Origin of the sequence: Campylobacter sp. BCW_4341, from assembly GCF_001764255.1 — a bacterium.
Classification (GTDB): Bacteria; Campylobacterota; Campylobacteria; order Campylobacterales; family Campylobacteraceae; genus Campylobacter_D; species Campylobacter_D jejuni.
On sequence record NZ_MKAH01000032.1, the window covers coordinates 13,763 to 30,451 of the forward strand.

Below are 16,689 nucleotides of genomic sequence, written 5' to 3' on the forward strand. Positions count from 1 at the left end.
GAGAAAATATGAAAAAATCTTTAGTTTTTGCATTTTTTGCATTTTTTTTAAGTCTAATCTTAACAGCTTGTAATTCAAACTCAAACGAAAACAACGCAAGTTCTACAACAAAAACCAACACTGCTACAGTGAAAGTTTTGCCTATTAGCATGAGTGATGAGGGTGATAGTTTTTTAGTGAAGGATAGCCTAGGAGAAAATAAAATCCCTAAAAATCCTTCTAAGGTAGTGATCTTAGATCTTGGAATTTTAGATACTTTTGATGCTTTAAAATTAAACGATAAAGTCGCAGGCGTTCCTGCTAAAAATTTACCAAAATACCTACAACAATTTAAAAACAAACCTAGTGTAGGCGGAGTGCAACAAGTTGATTTTGAAGCCATTAATGCTTTAAAACCTGATCTTATCATTATTTCTGGACGCCAAAGTAAATTTTATGATAAGTTAAAAGAAATAGCTCCAACTTTATTTGTAGGTCTTGATAATGCAAATTTTTTAAGCTCTTTTGAAAATAATGTTTTAAGCGTTGCAAAACTTTATGGTTTAGAAAAAGAAGCTTTGGAAAAAATTTCAGATATTAAAAATGAAATTGAAAAAGCCAAAAGCATAGTTAATGAAGATAAAAAAGCTCTTATCGTTCTTACAAATTCTAACAAAATTTCAGCCTTTGGCCCTCAATCTCGCTTTGGGATTATTCACGATGTTTTAGGGATTAACGCAGTAGATGAGAATATAAAAGTAGGCACACACGGCAAAAGTATCAATTCTGAATTTATACTAGAAAAAAATCCTGATTATATTTTTGTTGTTGATAGAAATATCATTGTAGGCAACAAAGAACGCGCTCAAGGCATACTCGATAATGCGCTTGTTGCTAAAACCAAAGCAGCACAAAACAAAAAAATCATCTATCTTGATCCAGAATACTGGTATTTAGCAAGTGGAAATGGACTAGAGTCTTTAAAAACTATGATTTTAGAAATCAAAAACGCTGTAAAATAATACAATCTCGCAAGAGCTAGTCTCTTGCTTTAATACTTAATAAAATACTTGGAATTTTCAAGAAAGTTTTAGTGGCGGACAGAGAGGGATTTGAACCCTCGAGACCCGTTAAGATCTGCACCCTTAGCAGGGGTGTGGTTTCAGCCACTCACCCATCTGTCCAATAAAGTAAAGTATGATTATACAAAAAAATAAATAATACCTAGCTTAAAAAGCTAGGAAAAATCAAAGGCTAAGATAAGCCAAAAGCAAAGTTACAACAACCCCTACTCCAAGAACTGCAAATTGTTTACTTCTATCTTTTTTATTTGCAAACAAAGTAATCATAAGCCCTGAAATATAAAGCATAAATAAAGTAATACCAAAGCCTACGCTAAGCACAGAAAAATACCAAGCACCCTTATCTTTATGAAGCATAATCATATCTCCAAGTAAAGATCTTGTTTTTAAGGTAATGTTGTATTCATTAGTAGAATTTTGAGTTATATTAGCACTATAATGAGTTCCGCCTATTGTTATGCCTTTATCTTTACTTTTAATGATATCTGTATTAGATGGCACTTTTAAACCATTTGTTTTTAAGTACTCTATTAAGGCTTCTCTTTCTTTACCACTTTCTATAACTTTTGACAATTGATACTGCTCAACTTTCAAACCCACATCTTGATTAATACCAAAAATATACGCTATACCTGTTAAAGCAAAAAGCAAGGCGCAAGGCAAGAAGAACAAACTAAGATAGATATGAACCTGTCTAAACAATTTATTTTTATTGATCATTTTAAATCCTTTTTGATTATCAAAATTTGTGATATTTTGACAAAACAAAGTGAAGTAAAAGTGAACTTCAAATAAAAAGTTTATATTTTTTAAAACAAATAAAAGAAAAAGCCCTATGATTTATAGGGCTTAAGAATTATTTTTTATCAATCACTTGATAATTATAAGGAACAAGCTCTTTATCATGCTCTAAAAGTTCTTTTGGAGGATTACCATTAACATCTTTTTCATCTGCATAGTAACGCTCTCCAGCTTTATGGCCATTAACATCTACTTTATAGTAAAGCTCTCCTGGATTAAATTTTTGAATATCTTCAAAACCTAAATTTGAAGTTTTAAAATCTTTAATTCCGTTTGCTGTCGCAATTTCTACAAGTTTAGTTTGTCCCATTCTTGCCATATCAACAGCTTGCAATAACATTCTTGAAGCTTCGCGAGGATTATGGAAACCAGTTGAGTTTTCAGCATTAACAAAATCCGCTCTCATTTGGGCTTTACGATGAAGTTCTAAAACTTCTTTTAGTTCTTCGCTAATTTTTTTCGCATCAGCTTTTCCATCGCTTTGGAATTTTTCCATATTGCCTAATTCATCGCGTAGTTTTTTAGTATCCATAATCAAACTAACAATTGCGTACTCTGCAGTTCTTTGATCATGTGCAACGCTATTTTGTATGTCAAGTACTTGAGCTTTTAAATAATCTTCGCTTTGTTTATGACAAGACTTACAAGCAGAGTTAATATCTCTTAAAGGAGAAGTGATATTGTGTTGAGTAACCTTTTTAGCCCCTTCTCTAACATAAGGCATATGACAATCCACGCAACTTACTCCATTTGCAGCATGCACACCGCCACTATAAAGTTCACTTTCTGGGTGTTGAATTTTAATAATTTGTGCCCCTGTTAATTTATGAGTAAAATCAGCTCCAAATACTCCACGAATTTTATCATAATAATCATCTAGCATTTCAATTCTAAATGGTTGTCCTTTTTTCCACTCACTCCAAGGAAAAGTTAAAACTATACCATCGGTTTCAATCTCTTTAGCTTTATTTCCATCTCTCCAAAATTCATACTCATCATAATTTTTCTGAGTTCCATTCCACCATTTTTTAGAACTATCATCTACAATAGTTTCACCCATTACTTTTACTTTTTCCCCTGTTGGTTTAAAATAGTATTCAACATGGCATTGAGAGCAAACTAAAGTTCTCATTTCTTCCCTTGTAGCTTTTACGCCTTGTACCGGATCTTTTTCATATCCCCTAGAAACTAAAGCATTAATAGCTGCTGGACGAGTAAGTCTTAAACTCATATCATTTGGATTGTGACAATCTGCACAAGTTACGCCCATTCTTTTACCACCATGTGGGCCTGCATGTTCAGGTGAATTTTCTACTATACCATCAACAGCTGGGATATTTTTAATCATAGTCCAATAATTTGTAGAATTAAAAGCAGTAAAATCCCCTTTAGCAACATTTTTTATAAGCCATGGAGTCCATCCACTATGACAATTCATACAAGCTGCAGGTTGACCTTTAAAAGCAGCAAGTCCATGGGCATTAAGAAAATCTTTGTTGTTTCTTGCTGTTTTCATTTGATCTACTTGAACCCAAAAATGCCCTCTTTCTTCATTGAAATCAAGGCTAAAAGGATATCCTGCCCAAAGTATGGTTAATTGAGGAAAGCGAATCAATTTTGAATAAGCTAAATTACCACCAAACTCAGTAGCCTTAGGCTCTTCTTTTTCAACTGTTAAATACATTTTTAGTTGCTCTGGGAAAACCTTACCCCATTTTTCAAAATTTGGATCATCATCGCTAAGCAAAGAAAAATCAGCATTTGCTGCAATAGCATTTTTATTTGCTTCATCTTCTTTTTTTTGATTGATATCATTATTTAGCCATAAAACTCCCGCTATAAGTAAAACCAAAACAACAATACCCAAGCGTAAAATATTTTTTTTCATTCATCTTCTCCTTATTAAATTCCGTGTTTATGTCCAACATCTTTATGACAAGAAGCACAATTTAATGACTTGTCTGCATGTGGATTTGTTGTAGCATTGATAGCTGTTTGAGCAAAATCTGCATGACAGCGTATGCAGTTTTCTTGCACCATTTTTCTGCTTTTTTCAGTCGCACTCAAATTTGTAGGCAACTCATCAAGTTTAAAAGTAAAAGCATAAGCATGCCCTAAACCACTTTGAGCTTTAGCTATCCATTTAGCTACAAAATTATGTGGCAAATGGCAATCCACGCAAGTTGCCCTAGGTTCGCCTTTGACTTTTTGAGAGTGCGGCCCTGCCATGTATTCATTATAAACTTCATTCATAATATGGCAGTTATTACAAGATTCGCTTGCATTGCTTAAATAAGATGTGCCCTTAGCGTTATAAAAAGTATAAAACCCAACCGCAAACAAAACAAAAAGCAAAACAAGAAAAATAGTAAAAAGATTCGAAGTTTTCTTCAAAATTTTCCTCCTTAAAATTATCATTTCTTAAAATCTTCAATAGAACAATAATGTCACAGAATTTCCCAGAAATAAATTTTGTAATTTTAACATAGATGAATTTAATATAATTTTAAAGATATATTTACTCTTAATTAACCTAAAAAATTTGAAACTTTTATTCAATAATTTTAAAATAAATGATAAAATATAACAAAAAAAGGAAAAATTAATGCAAATAAGTCCTGATATGTTTATCAATCGCGAACTTTCTTGGCTTCGCTTTAATTCTCGTGTTTTAGACCAATGTTCTAAAAATTTACCCTTATTAGAAAAATTAAAATTTATAGCTATATATTGCACTAATTTAGATGAATTTTATATGATACGCGTTGCAGGCTTAAAACAACTTTTTTCAGCTGGAGTTAATGCAAGCAGTAGCGATGAAATGACCCCTTTACAACAATTAAAAGCCATACGCAAATATTTACACCAAGAAAAAGAGCTTTTGGAGCATTATTTTAATGAAATCACAAGTGAATTAGAAAAAGAAAATCTTTTCATAAAGCATTATGAGAATTTAGATGAAAATTTAAAACAAAAATGTGATGAGTATTTTTTCTCTAATATTTTTCCTGTTATTGTTCCAATAGCTGTTGATGCGACTCACCCTTTTCCGCATTTAAACAACTTATCTTTTTCACTAGCGGTTAAAATTTGTGATAAAGCACATCCTGAACTTGTAAAATTTGGAATGATTAGAATTCCAAGAGTTTTACCTCGTTTTTATGAAGTAAGTGCAAATATTTATGTTCCTATAGAAAGTATAGTCCATCAACACGCAGAAGAAATTTTTCCAGGCTATAAACTCTTAGCTTCAGCAGCATTTAGAGTGACTAGAAATGCAGATATAGTAATAGAAGAGGAAGAAGCTGATGATTTTATGATGATTTTAGAGCAAGGCTTGAAGCTTCGCAGAAAAGGAGCTTTTGTAAGATTGCAAATTCAAAAAGATGCAGATGAGCAAATCGTAGAATTTCTTAATACTCACATGAAAATTTTTCATAAAGATGTTTATGAATATTCTATTTTACTCAATCTCCCTAGCCTTTGGCAAATCGCAGGAAATAAAACCTTTACACATCTTTTAAGCCCACTTTACACGCCTAAAACTTTACCACCTTTTGATGAGAATTTATCTATTTTTGATGCTGTAGAAAAAGAAGATATACTCATCATACAACCTTTTGAAAGTTTTGATCCAGTTTATAAATTTATCAAAGAAGCAAGCAAAGATCCTGAAGTAATTTCCATAAGAATGACACTTTATAGAGTTGAAAAAAATTCTAATATAGTTCAAGCTTTAATTGATGCTGCAAGCGATGGAAAACAAGTAACTGTGATGGTAGAATTAAAAGCACGTTTTGATGAAGAAAATAATCTTCATTGGGCGAAAGCTTTAGAAAATGCCGGAGCTCATGTTATTTATGGCATTACAGGTTTTAAAGTCCACGCTAAGGTTTCTCAAGTCATACGCAAACAAGGGGATAAGCTTAAATTTTATATACATTTAAGCACAGGAAATTACAATGCAAGCAGTGCTAAAATCTATACTGATGTGAGTTATTTTACAAGCAAAGTAGAATTTGCAAGAGATACGACAAAATTTTTTCATATCTTATCAGGCTTTAGCAAAAACCGTCGTCTTCAAACTCTTTCAATGAGTCCAAATCAAATCAAAGAAAAAGTTTTAGAAATGATACGCATTGAAACAAGCAAAAAAAATGAAGGTGTGATTGTAGCTAAAATGAATTCTCTTGTGGATAGTGATATCATACAAGCGCTTTATGAAGCAAGTATGGAAGGAGTACAAATCGATCTTATCATACGTGGAATTTGTTGCTTAAAACCTGATGAAGAATACAGCAAAAACATACGCGTTAGAAGCATCATAGGAAAATACTTAGAACATGCTAGAGTATTTTATTTTAAACATAGTGAGCCAAATTATTTTATATCGAGTGCAGATTGGATGCCAAGAAATTTAGAACGCCGTTTAGAACTTATGACTCCTATATATGATGAAAGAAGCAAAGCTAAATTAGCTCAATTTTTACGCTTGCAACTTAGCGATAATGTTTTAGCTTATGAGCTTAAAAACAATGGAGAATATGAAAAAATTCCTTCTTCTGAAAAAATCATAGATTCTCAACAAACCTTAGAAGAATATGTAAGTAAAATTTATAAAACACTTAAAAAAGATACAGATCAAAGTCGTGCAACACACTTAGCTTCCAAACTTTTTAAGGAAAACTAAAAGTTTTTAGGGTTTTTACTCTAAAGACTTATTTACTTGTTTGTTATAAAAAAGGGCTTTAAGATAAAGCCCTAGGAGATTTCCCATAGAAATAAACAATCATTTCTAAACTATAAAAAGATTTAGAAATGATTTTTAAGATTAAAATTTATACTTAAGTCCTACTTGACCACTTAAGTAAGTTTCATTTTTATTATCTACTTTACCTGCTAGTATTTGTTTAGCACCAAAACCAAGATTCATACTGAGTTGATTTGTAAAATCTATATTACCCCCTACGATAATTTGCCCATATGTTTTTTTCTTGTTGTTAGCTTCTACACTAGTAAAGAAAGCATTATTTATAGCTAAATTAGCTGTGTAATCATCACCCCTATTGATAACAAATTGTTCTATTTTTGGAGTTACAAAAATATAAGAGTTTTCATTCATATATTTTCTAAATTCAGCACCCACTTCAACACTTACAGAATTGTTTTTCATAGAATCAATATCTTTAGCAATAGCACCATTTTCTGTATGAGATGGAGTATAACTAAAATAATAATTTATCCCTGCAAAAGGTTTGATAAATAAAGTATTATCACTAAAGTCAAACACACGACCTGCATTAGCACTAAGTCCTAAGAATTTGCTTGTATAATCTGAGTTATATGCACCATCTGTTTGAATATTGTCTTGTTTAGTTGGAGAAACTTGAGCATAAGCTTTAAGATTAAGTTCCCATTGTGGAGCTACATTGATAGTAGAATACATACCTAATTGGAAGTTATCACTTTTTTGTTCTAAATTATTGTCTTTGATTTTAGCATTTGCATAAGTAAAATAAGCACCCCATAAAACATTATCATTAGCTTGTTTATCTACCCCTACGGTAGCACCATACATTGCACCACTATCTCCATCGATAATGTTAGCACCACCAAAAGCATTAGCCCAAACACTATTGGTATATTCATTTACATAGCTTGGTCTCATATCACTATCTAAAGCAGCAAATTTAAGATCATTCATTTTAGAAGCATAAGTTCCAAAAGGATTGTTTAACATTGCTACACGAGAGCCTATAGAAACATCATTAGAAATATTCATAGTGGTATTAACTGCACTAGAAGCTGAATTGAGATTAGATACAGATTTACCTGTATTGTCTGTGTCTTTTTTGATTTGTAGGGCTAGTTTTACACCTTCTCTACTTGCTAAATCTGCTCCTATACCTCCTAATTGTTCTGTGATAGAACGAAGAGCTAGGATAGAAGCTTTATCATTAGTACTAAGATTTAAATTTAAGTTTTTATTTACTAAATCAACGTATTTTTCATCATCGATTTTACCGCCGTTTTTCTTAGCTTCATCTAACATTGCTTGAAGTTCAGTTTTTTGTTTATTAAGGGCTTCTTTGGCTTGCTCCCATTCTTCACCTTCATCGGAATCAAATTCATTTTTAAGTAATTTATCGATAGTATCTATATCTACTTGAAGTTGAACTAGCTTATTTTTAGCTGCTGCAGTAGCACCTCCATTAACTACCAAGCATTTATTGCCACCGCAGTTTTGAACACTAAGTTTATAATCTACTAAGCCTTTTTCTCCATCGCCATATTTCTCTTCATCGCTAATATCTATAACAGCTCCTGTTTCTAATTCATCTTTGCCATGAAGATCAGTTGAAACATAATCATTTAAAAATTTTACAAGTAATGCACCTGCATTGTTCTTTGCTTTTAAAATATCTTCATTGAAATCTTTAGCTTGAACCATTATTACATTATTTGCTTCTAAGTCTGTATAAGAGCGTTTGATAAGTCCAAAATTTGAATTTGTAAGATTTGCAGTTCCATTTACCTTAACAAAATTTCCATAAGTAGCAAAAAGGGTTTTATCGGCGGTAAAATTTCCATTTATAGTTAAGCTACCATTAGCACTTTGTGTTTCACCTGCTCCATTATAAAGAATTATACCTGAGCCTTTTTCTTCATCCTCGGTAATGGCTTCCTTTCCTGAGCCAGTCATAGTCAAATCTCCATTAATCACCGAAGGTGCAAAAACTTGTAAAATTATATCTGTTGTTTCAACTTTTTTAGCAGTAGCGTTTAGATTTGTTACATAAGCAGGTTCTTGATTGTTATTATGCGTAAAGCTTAAAGTATTGTTTTTACCGATATCAATGTTAAATCGATAATCAGCGCTATCATAGCCATCGCTTGGTAAATCCCCAATGCCCATTTTGATACTTAAATCTTTTCCTTTGTAATCATCAGGATTTTTAAGATTGATATCCTTACCATTTTCTTCAAAATATTTTCCTATATCTGAAGACTCTGTAAGATTGATTTCTTGTGCAAAAGCACCTGAATAAAGCAAAGTTGCTACACCTAAGCTTAGCAATATCTTGCTCGAAGCATTTTTCTTCATAAGTTTCTCCTTCAATAAATTTAAACTAAAGAAGAAATTATACCCCCCCCCTAAAAATAAGCTTAAAAATAAAACTATAATTTTTAATGAAAAATTATAAAACTTAATATATCAAAGTTTTAAGGGTAATAAATCGATCTTAACTTCATATAAAAAATTCTAAAAATTTGAAATAAACTTATGATTTACTTAACATTAGCGTGATGGTGGAAGCGAGGGGAATCGAACCCCTGTCCAAAAATAATCCCACAAAGATCTCTACATGCTTAGCAAAGATGACTACTTCACCCTACTTCGCTCATCTTCCAAAACTCAAAAGCAAGGCTAAGACTTTATTTCACCTCAACGCTTGTCAAACGCAAGGCTACACTATCAAAAATGACCGAAAATTAAGCTAGATAGTATGACTTAAATTTCAGGCTCAACTGAACTTACGCAGCTTTAGCGTAAGCAGGAGCGAATTTAACGTTGTTTGCGTTTAATTTTATTTGAGCTTTTTACGCTTTGCCCAAAGCGACATGCCATCTAAGCAGACTTACTCCTGTCGAAGCCAAGTCGCTCCCTTATTTAGAAATAATATTTGGAACATTAACAATTAAAGGATTAAAAACCGCTAAAACAGAATCATCATTTTCATATGAACGACAATATTTTTCAAACTGATCGCTCATTAAAAGCATCCAATCCGTAAATTCATCACTAGCAGGTCCGTTAAAGCGATTTGCTTGCGCCATCATCTCTTCACAAAATACACAAAAATCAGTCACTTCTTCAAGATTTAAACGTCTTGCTGCCCAAGCGGTATTGTGTGCTAAAGTTTCAAGCTCTTTTATAGCTTCTTTATAACGCACACTATCGCTTCCAAGCTTGATGATTAAAGGTTCAAACCTATCACACATGGTTCTAAAAAATTGTAAAAATTTTTCTATATCGTCAATTTCATAATCTAATTCTAATTTTGTTAAAATTCCCATTTTTAAACCATAATCATTAAAGTTTAATATAAATTCTAGCAAATTTTAGCTAAAATCTTATTTTAATTTTTCCAAAATATAAGCAAAGATATGGATAGAATAGTAGAAATAGAAAAATACTCCTTTGATGAAACTTACGAAACTTCGTTGCGTCCTTCAAATTTTGATGGTTATATAGGTCAAGAAAGCATTAAAAAAAATTTAAATGTCTTTATAGCTGCAGCTAAAAAACGTAATGAATGTTTAGATCATATACTTTTTAGTGGTCCTGCAGGACTTGGAAAAACAACACTAGCTAATATCATCTCCTATGAAATGGGTGCAAATATCAAAACAACCGCCGCTCCTATGATAGAAAAAAGCGGGGATTTAGCCGCTATTTTAACCAATCTTAGCGAAGGAGATATACTTTTTATCGATGAAATTCATCGTTTAAGCCCTGCTATCGAAGAAGTACTTTACCCTGCGATGGAGGATTATCGCCTTGATATTATCATAGGTAGTGGTCCAGCTGCTCAAACCATAAAAATCGATTTACCAAAATTTACTCTTATAGGGGCTACAACGCGTGCAGGTATGCTTAGCAATCCTTTGCGCGATCGTTTTGGTATGCAATTTAGATTAGAATTTTACAAAGATAGTGAACTTGCTCTCATCTTGCAAAAAGCAGCTTTAAAACTTAATAAAACTTGCGAAGAAAAAGCCGCACTTGAGATCGCTAAAAGAAGTCGTTCAACCCCTAGAATAGCTCTAAGGCTTTTAAAAAGAGTTAGAGATTTTGCCGATGTTAATGATGAAGAGATTATCACAGAAAAAAGGGCTAATGAGGCCTTAAATTCTTTAGGAGTTAATGAGCTTGGTTTTGATGCGATGGATTTAAGATATCTTGAACTTTTAACCGCTGCTAAGCAAAAACCTATCGGGCTTGCAAGTATTGCTGCAGCTTTAAGCGAAGATGAAAATACCATAGAAGATGTAATCGAGCCTTATTTGCTTGCTAATGGCTATATAGAACGCACTGCAAAAGGGCGTATAGCTAGCACAAAAAGCTATAGTGCTTTAAAATTAAACTATGAAAAAACTTTATTTGAGGAGTAAATTTTGCAAAATGGAAAAATCTTTCTTATAAGCTTTATTTTAGTTATTTTATTTCTTTTGCTTTATCTTTTTAAAGGTTTTTTACTTGTGATTATCATAGCTAGTTTAATGGCGGTAGCTACCTCAAACATCAATGCAAAATTTTTAAATCTTACTAAAGGACATAAATTTTTAGCTTCCATTCTTACAACAGCTTGCATGGTTTTGCTTTTCTTTGCACCTTTTGTTTATGCCATGATAGAACTTGCCAAAGCTTTAAAGAATTTTGATATTAATTTAATTACACAAACACTTGATTATGTCAAAAACTATCAATTTACCTTGCCTGAAAGCTTTAATTTTTTAGAACCTAAAATCAAAGAATTTTTAGCTTCTATAGATTTAAATAGCATTTCTAAACAAATTCTAAGTTATGCTTCAAGTTTTACAAAATCAGGAGCTAAATTTCTTATAGATATGGTTTTAATTTGTGTGTTTTACTTCTTTGCAAATTTATATGGAACAGAACTTGTTATCTATCTTAAATCCATCATTCCTATTGATAAAAAAGAACTCGATGATGTTTTAAGTGAAGTGGGTAATGTTATGGCTGTTGTGCTTTACTCTATGGTGATTGTAGCGATATTTCAAGGTGCACTTTTTGGTTTAATCACAATGTTTTATGGTTATGATGGAATTTTAATGGGAGTAATTTTTGCTGTAAGTTCTCTCATACCTGCTATAGGAGGAGCTTTAATTTATGTGCCTGTAAGTCTTTATGAATTTGCCTCAAACAATCTTAACTCAGCTCTTGTTATTTTTATTTATTCTGTAATTGTAATTTCTTTTATAGCAGATACTTTAATCAAACCTTTAATCATCAAATGGATCAACAAAAAACTTGTAAAAACCCCAACCAAAATCAACGAACTTTTAATTTTCTTGGCTATGATAGCAGGAATTTCTACCTTTGGTTTTTGGGGTATTATACTAGGTCCTGCAATTTTAACCTTTTTTGTATCAACTTTAAGAATGTATGTGATTTTAAAAGATAAGAATTTAATTTAACTTGCCTTAAAAAGGCAAGTTTTATGTTTTAAGCTTTTGGGCCTATCATTTTAGTAGGATCAACAAATTTATTGAAATCTTCTTCGCTAACCAAACCAAGCTCCATTGCACTTTCTTTTAAAGAAATACCTTTTTTATGGGCATTTTTGGCTACTTTAGCAGCATTTTCATAACCTATGTGTGGATTTAGAGCGGTAACTAGCATTAAAGAATTATGAAGATTATGATCAATTTTTGCACGATTTGGTTCTATACCTACAGCACAATGGATATTGAATGAATGCATAGAATCAGCCAACAAATCAAGACTTTGCAAGAAATTATAAATAATCACAGGCTTAAACACATTAAGTTCAAAATTTCCTTGACTTGCTGCAAATCCGATAGCTGCATCATTTCCCATCACTTGTACGGCAACCATAGTAACAGCTTCACACTGAGTAGGATTTACCTTACCTGGCATAATCGAACTTCCTGGCTCATTTTCAGGGATGATAAGCTCACCAAGACCGCATCTTGGACCTGAAGCTAGCCATCTAATATCATTTGCAATTTTCATTAAATTTGCAGCCAAACCTTTCATAGCTCCATGAGTGAAATTGATCGCATCATGACTCGTTAAAGCATGAAATTTATTTGGACTTGAAACAAATTTCGTACCTATAAGTTGAGTTAACTCTTCACTTACTTTTTGGCTTAATTCTGGATGTGCATTAAGCCCTGTTCCTACTGCGGTTCCTCCTATGGCAAGTTCTCTTAAAGTTGGTAAAGAAGCGATGATTTGCTCTTTTGAATGCAAAAGCATAGAAAGATATCCACTAAATTCTTGTGCTAGAGTAAGTGGGGTAGCATCTTGCAAATGCGTGCGTCCTATCTTGATAATACCATCAAATTCTTTTACTTTTTTTTCAAAAGTTGCAATAAGCTCATCAAGCGCAGGGATAAGCTTTTTCTCTACTTGCTCAACTGCAACGATACTCATAGCTGTTGGAAAAGTATCATTTGAACTTTGACTCATATTAACATGATCATTTGGATGTACAAGCTTTTCTTTGCGAAAATCCCCGCCCATGATTTCAGTGGCACGATTTGCAATAACTTCATTCATATTCATATTGCTTTGCGTACCTGAACCTGTTTGCCAAATCGCAAGTGGAAAATTATCATCAAATTTACCTGCGATAATCTCATCACAAGCTTGAACTATAGCATTTTTTTTAGCATCATCAAGTTTGCCAAGTTTGTTATTGACTAAAGCTAAAGATTTTTTAAGATTTGCAAAAGCATAGATTAAAACCTTTGGCATTTTCTCACAACCGATTTTGAAATTTTCAAAACTTCTTTCAGTTTGCGCTCCCCAATATTTGTCATTTGGGACCTTAACTTCACCCATGGTATCATGTTCAACTCTGTATTCCATAATTTTTTCCTTTGATTAAAATTTTATTTATTATAAGCTAAAAAAATAAATACTTTCAAAAACGTTTTCCTATTGAACTCATTAAATGCAATTCATAGGCATTATGAGAAAATCTATTCATTAACATAAACTGCCAAAATACATTGTTTTTATATAAAAATTCTGAATTAAAACCTTGACTTAAAATATTATCTTTTAATTTATATTTTTGAATAAAAGCAATAGGAAAATCAACAAAACTAGCCTTATTTTCTAAAGTTCTTCCATAAATTCTTTTTTCAAAAATTACAAAAGTAGAAAAAGAAGCTTGATAATCATCTTGCTCTATATTTTTAGCAAGATTAAAACCTAAATTTGCATTTATGCTATGATGTTTTAAACTTTCGTAATTTTTAGCAAAAGGACTTTTATTTTCTTTAAAATCTTCTTGATAAAAAAAACTATGTGTAAAATACATTAAAGGATTAAAAATAAAATCTTGACCTAAAATAATATCTTTAGTTACACCAAGCTGGGCTGAAGTTTGCAATGTTTTATACTTGCCTTCAATTGGCTGCTCTACTACAAAACGATTAAGAGTATTAAATCCTACACCTATACCTAATCCACTTAATATTTTTATAAAATCTAAATCATGGTTATAATTAAACAATAAGTCCATATTATAACTCTTCAAATCACTACCATTATTAAAATTAAATCTAGCGCTAGAAAGAGATAAAGCATAAGCTAAAAAGCCTGATGAGAAATTTTCTCCTAAAGAGATATTAGCACCTGTTTTTTGACCTGAAAAATCTTTATCTTTATAGTATTTATAGCTTGGAGTAAGGTGCCAAAAATATTCTTCATTACTAAAAATTCTAGGTAAATAAGCACTAGCAAGTAACATATTATTGTTTTGTGCAAAATTATTAATATTAAGAGGATGAAGAGTAAACAATATGTTATTTTGTATCAAATTAGATTGATTATGATTACTAAAAGTGCTTAAATACTCTGAACCTTCTATTCTATTTAATTTAGTCTTTACATCTATTCCATTATCTAAAGAAGCAAAAAATTCCTGATAAGTCCGACTCAAGTCTGCTCTAGATCGCAATTGTCTTAAAGCATTTCCCAAGCTTGTATTAGGAATTTCATAAGCATTGGGTTTTAAATTAGGTTTTATTAAGATTTTATTAATACTCACTAAATCATCACTTAAAACAAAATCAAAATTTAAAGCATAAGTATTTTGCACCAAAACATGATTAAAAGATGATAAACTTTTTTCCAAATCTCCTAAATTAATTTTCACTGGCTTATTTAAGATATAGTATTTAGGTAAAGGAATATATTCTAAATTCCCGCTCTTAATATCATAAGTTTTTGCAATCAGTTTAGAATTTTTATAATTACCAAAATCAAGTTGTAATTTAGAGTCAACTCCTTCTTGAGTATAAGTTCCTTGCACGGTTAAATCACTCAAATCTTCATTTCCAGGTCTAACTATGCCTTTATTGTTTAAATTTTGCCCTACAATACCATTACCGCTTAGCATTGCTTCTTGTTCTACATAAGCATTATTTTTAACTTTTCCTTTGAGCTTTAATTCTCCTTGTTTGATTAAAGTTGCACCCTCATAAGTATTTTGACCACTGATAATCAAAATACCTTCACCTTCTTTAGATAATCCTATGTTAAGATTAGCTAAATGTGTAGGTTTATTAATAGCGCTTGATAAATGAGCACTTTCATCCCATTTTCTTTGACTAATATCATTAGAAAATTCAGCATCATAACCTGCAGTATTTATAGTATAATAAGCTGTATTAGGTTCTTGATCATATTTTAATACATCCTGGTCACTGAGTCTGTTTGCATCTAAAATACTCAGTCCTTTTAACGCCTTTTGTGCATCTAAAATTCCTTGTCCAAATAATTCTTCTTTTTCAACCCTAACTACTCCATTAATAGAACTAATAGTGGAAGTATTAAGTTTTTGCGACTGCGCACTATCTCTATTATCCCAAATATAATCACTATAATCAATCCATTGTCCATTAACTTGAACTTGCATTCCATTGTAAAGCTGTTTTAAATCCCGTTTTATTTCATCTTCTATCTTAGGTGGATCTTGCGAAATATACACAATAAGAAATTTAGGTTGATTTGTTCCATCGGTTACTTGTTTAACAGTAAATTTTGGAGCCTTATAATTTTTATTTGCTGTACTTAACAGTATATCAGCAATTTGCTTACCATCCAAAAAGGGGAAATTTTGCTTGACCAGTGCCGCTGTTCCACTCACCATAGGTGCTGCCATAGAAGTTCCACTTTTTTTTGTAAAGTTATCATTAGTGCTTGAATCAACATTATTAATATTTACTCCAGCAGCAACTAAAGAAAAATTCGTAGCTCCCTTAAAACCATTACTAAAATCGGCCAAACCTTGACTTTTAATTGTTAAAGTCCCATCTGATTCTAAAGTAATCTCATTTGCATCCAAAGCTCCAACAGCCAACCAAGCTCTTAAAGATTCATCATAACTTGGTAAAATCGCATGCAAAGCAGGGCTAAGAATTCCTTCATTACCAGCAGCAAATACATTTAATACTCCCTTATCCTTGCTAAGCCTCATCATATCATTAGCAACTTTATCTGCTTTCATAACATACTCCAAAGGAGTATTACAGATATTATAGCTTTTCCCTTGATTAGTTTGAGTACAATCTACTAATCCAGAATTTGAAGCCCTAAGATTAAAATAAGGATAAAATTTAATACCCCAGCTATTATTAATAATACTCACATTTTTGAAAAAATTATAAATATTAGGATTTTGAGTGTAAGAGCCATTTGGAAACACCCCAGCTCCATAAAATTTTGCCCCATAAGCCACTCCATAAGGTTTACTATCGTCTATCTTTGCCCCAACAGCTATACCTGCTACATGACTTCCGTGTGTTGATTTTTGCAAATCAGGTATAAGCTGTTTCCCAGCTGTATCAGTAGGATAAATAGACTTTAAAATCTTATCCTTTAAACTAATATGATCTTGATTAAAAGCATCATCGGCTACACCTATTATAATAGTATCTCCACTATACCCTAGCTTATGTACTTTATCAATATGATGAAGTTCAAATTCACTTAAAGCAAAAAGTTTACAAACGAAAGTTAAACAAAAAAATTTTTTCATTT

General features: G+C 31.7%; 11 protein-coding genes, 1 tRNA gene and 1 other RNA gene. 4 read left to right on the forward strand and 9 right to left on the reverse strand.

The features are described from left to right. The first annotated feature begins 8 nt into the window (after positions 1 to 8). On the forward strand, positions 9 to 1,001 hold the full coding sequence (ceuB, locus tag AJN70_RS04660; RefSeq protein ID WP_044778853.1) for an enterochelin ABC transporter substrate-binding protein CeuB: 993 nt from the start codon (positions 9 to 11) through the stop codon (positions 999 to 1,001). Positions 1,002 to 1,073: 72 nt separating this feature from the next. Here the strand turns inward: ceuB and AJN70_RS04665 are convergent. The 4 genes from AJN70_RS04665 to nrfH all read right to left on the reverse strand — a co-directional run bounded on the left by AJN70_RS04665 (position 1,074) and on the right by nrfH (position 4,280). Further along, positions 1,074 to 1,163 (reverse strand) — tRNA-Ser (locus AJN70_RS04665). Positions 1,164 to 1,226: 63 nt separating this feature from the next. Further along, positions 1,227 to 1,781, reverse strand: a complete 555-nt coding sequence (locus AJN70_RS04670) for a membrane protein (RefSeq protein ID WP_002892921.1) — start codon at positions 1,779 to 1,781, stop codon at positions 1,227 to 1,229. 136 nt (positions 1,782 to 1,917) lie between these two features. After that, positions 1,918 to 3,750: an ammonia-forming cytochrome c nitrite reductase subunit c552 gene (locus AJN70_RS04675; RefSeq protein ID WP_070240329.1), complete on the reverse strand. Its 1,833-nt coding sequence runs from the start codon at positions 3,748 to 3,750 to the stop codon at positions 1,918 to 1,920. Positions 3,751 to 3,764: 14 nt separating this feature from the next. Next, positions 3,765 to 4,280, reverse strand: a complete 516-nt coding sequence (gene nrfH, locus AJN70_RS04680; RefSeq protein ID WP_070295539.1) for a cytochrome c nitrite reductase small subunit — start codon at positions 4,278 to 4,280, stop codon at positions 3,765 to 3,767. Between the two features lie 187 nt (positions 4,281 to 4,467). Between nrfH and AJN70_RS04685 the strand changes: the two genes are divergently transcribed. After that, positions 4,468 to 6,552 (forward strand): RNA degradosome polyphosphate kinase, encoded by a 2,085-nt coding sequence (locus tag AJN70_RS04685; RefSeq protein WP_070295540.1) that lies wholly within the window; start codon positions 4,468 to 4,470, stop codon positions 6,550 to 6,552. A gap of 141 nt (positions 6,553 to 6,693) precedes the next feature. Here AJN70_RS04685 and AJN70_RS04690 read toward each other — a convergent pair whose 3' ends face one another. The 3 genes from AJN70_RS04690 to AJN70_RS04700 form a co-directional block, all read right to left on the reverse strand. Then, the gene (locus AJN70_RS04690) at positions 6,694 to 8,967 is read right to left on the reverse strand and encodes an autotransporter outer membrane beta-barrel domain-containing protein (protein ID WP_070295541.1); all 2,274 of its coding nucleotides are present in this window, start codon (positions 8,965 to 8,967) and stop codon (positions 6,694 to 6,696) included. A gap of 204 nt (positions 8,968 to 9,171) precedes the next feature. Continuing rightward, positions 9,172 to 9,530, reverse strand: a transfer-messenger RNA (tmRNA) gene (gene ssrA / locus AJN70_RS04695). Beyond that, the gene (locus AJN70_RS04700; RefSeq protein ID WP_002783915.1) at positions 9,531 to 9,941 is read right to left on the reverse strand and encodes a hypothetical protein; all 411 of its coding nucleotides are present in this window, start codon (positions 9,939 to 9,941) and stop codon (positions 9,531 to 9,533) included. It abuts the tmRNA gene before it with no gap. A 90-nt stretch (positions 9,942 to 10,031) separates the two neighbouring features. Between AJN70_RS04700 and ruvB the strand changes: the two genes are divergently transcribed. Both ruvB and AJN70_RS04710 read left to right on the forward strand, forming a co-directional pair. Next, positions 10,032 to 11,039: a Holliday junction branch migration DNA helicase RuvB gene (ruvB, locus tag AJN70_RS04705; RefSeq protein WP_002862037.1), complete on the forward strand. Its 1,008-nt coding sequence runs from the start codon at positions 10,032 to 10,034 to the stop codon at positions 11,037 to 11,039. 3 nt (positions 11,040 to 11,042) lie between these two features. Further along, a complete protein-coding gene (locus AJN70_RS04710; protein WP_070243123.1) occupies positions 11,043 to 12,086 on the forward strand; it encodes an AI-2E family transporter in 1,044 nt (347 codons plus the stop codon). Between the two features lie 28 nt (positions 12,087 to 12,114). On the opposite strand, the gene fumC is transcribed toward AJN70_RS04710, so the two are convergent. Continuing rightward, positions 12,115 to 13,506 (reverse strand): class II fumarate hydratase, encoded by a 1,392-nt coding sequence (fumC, locus tag AJN70_RS04715; protein WP_002854099.1) that lies wholly within the window; start codon positions 13,504 to 13,506, stop codon positions 12,115 to 12,117. Positions 13,507 to 13,561: 55 nt separating this feature from the next. Further along, on the reverse strand, positions 13,562 to 16,687 hold the full coding sequence (locus tag AJN70_RS04720; protein ID WP_070243124.1) for a S8 family serine peptidase: 3,126 nt from the start codon (positions 16,685 to 16,687) through the stop codon (positions 13,562 to 13,564). Positions 16,688 to 16,689: the final 2 nt, after the last annotated feature.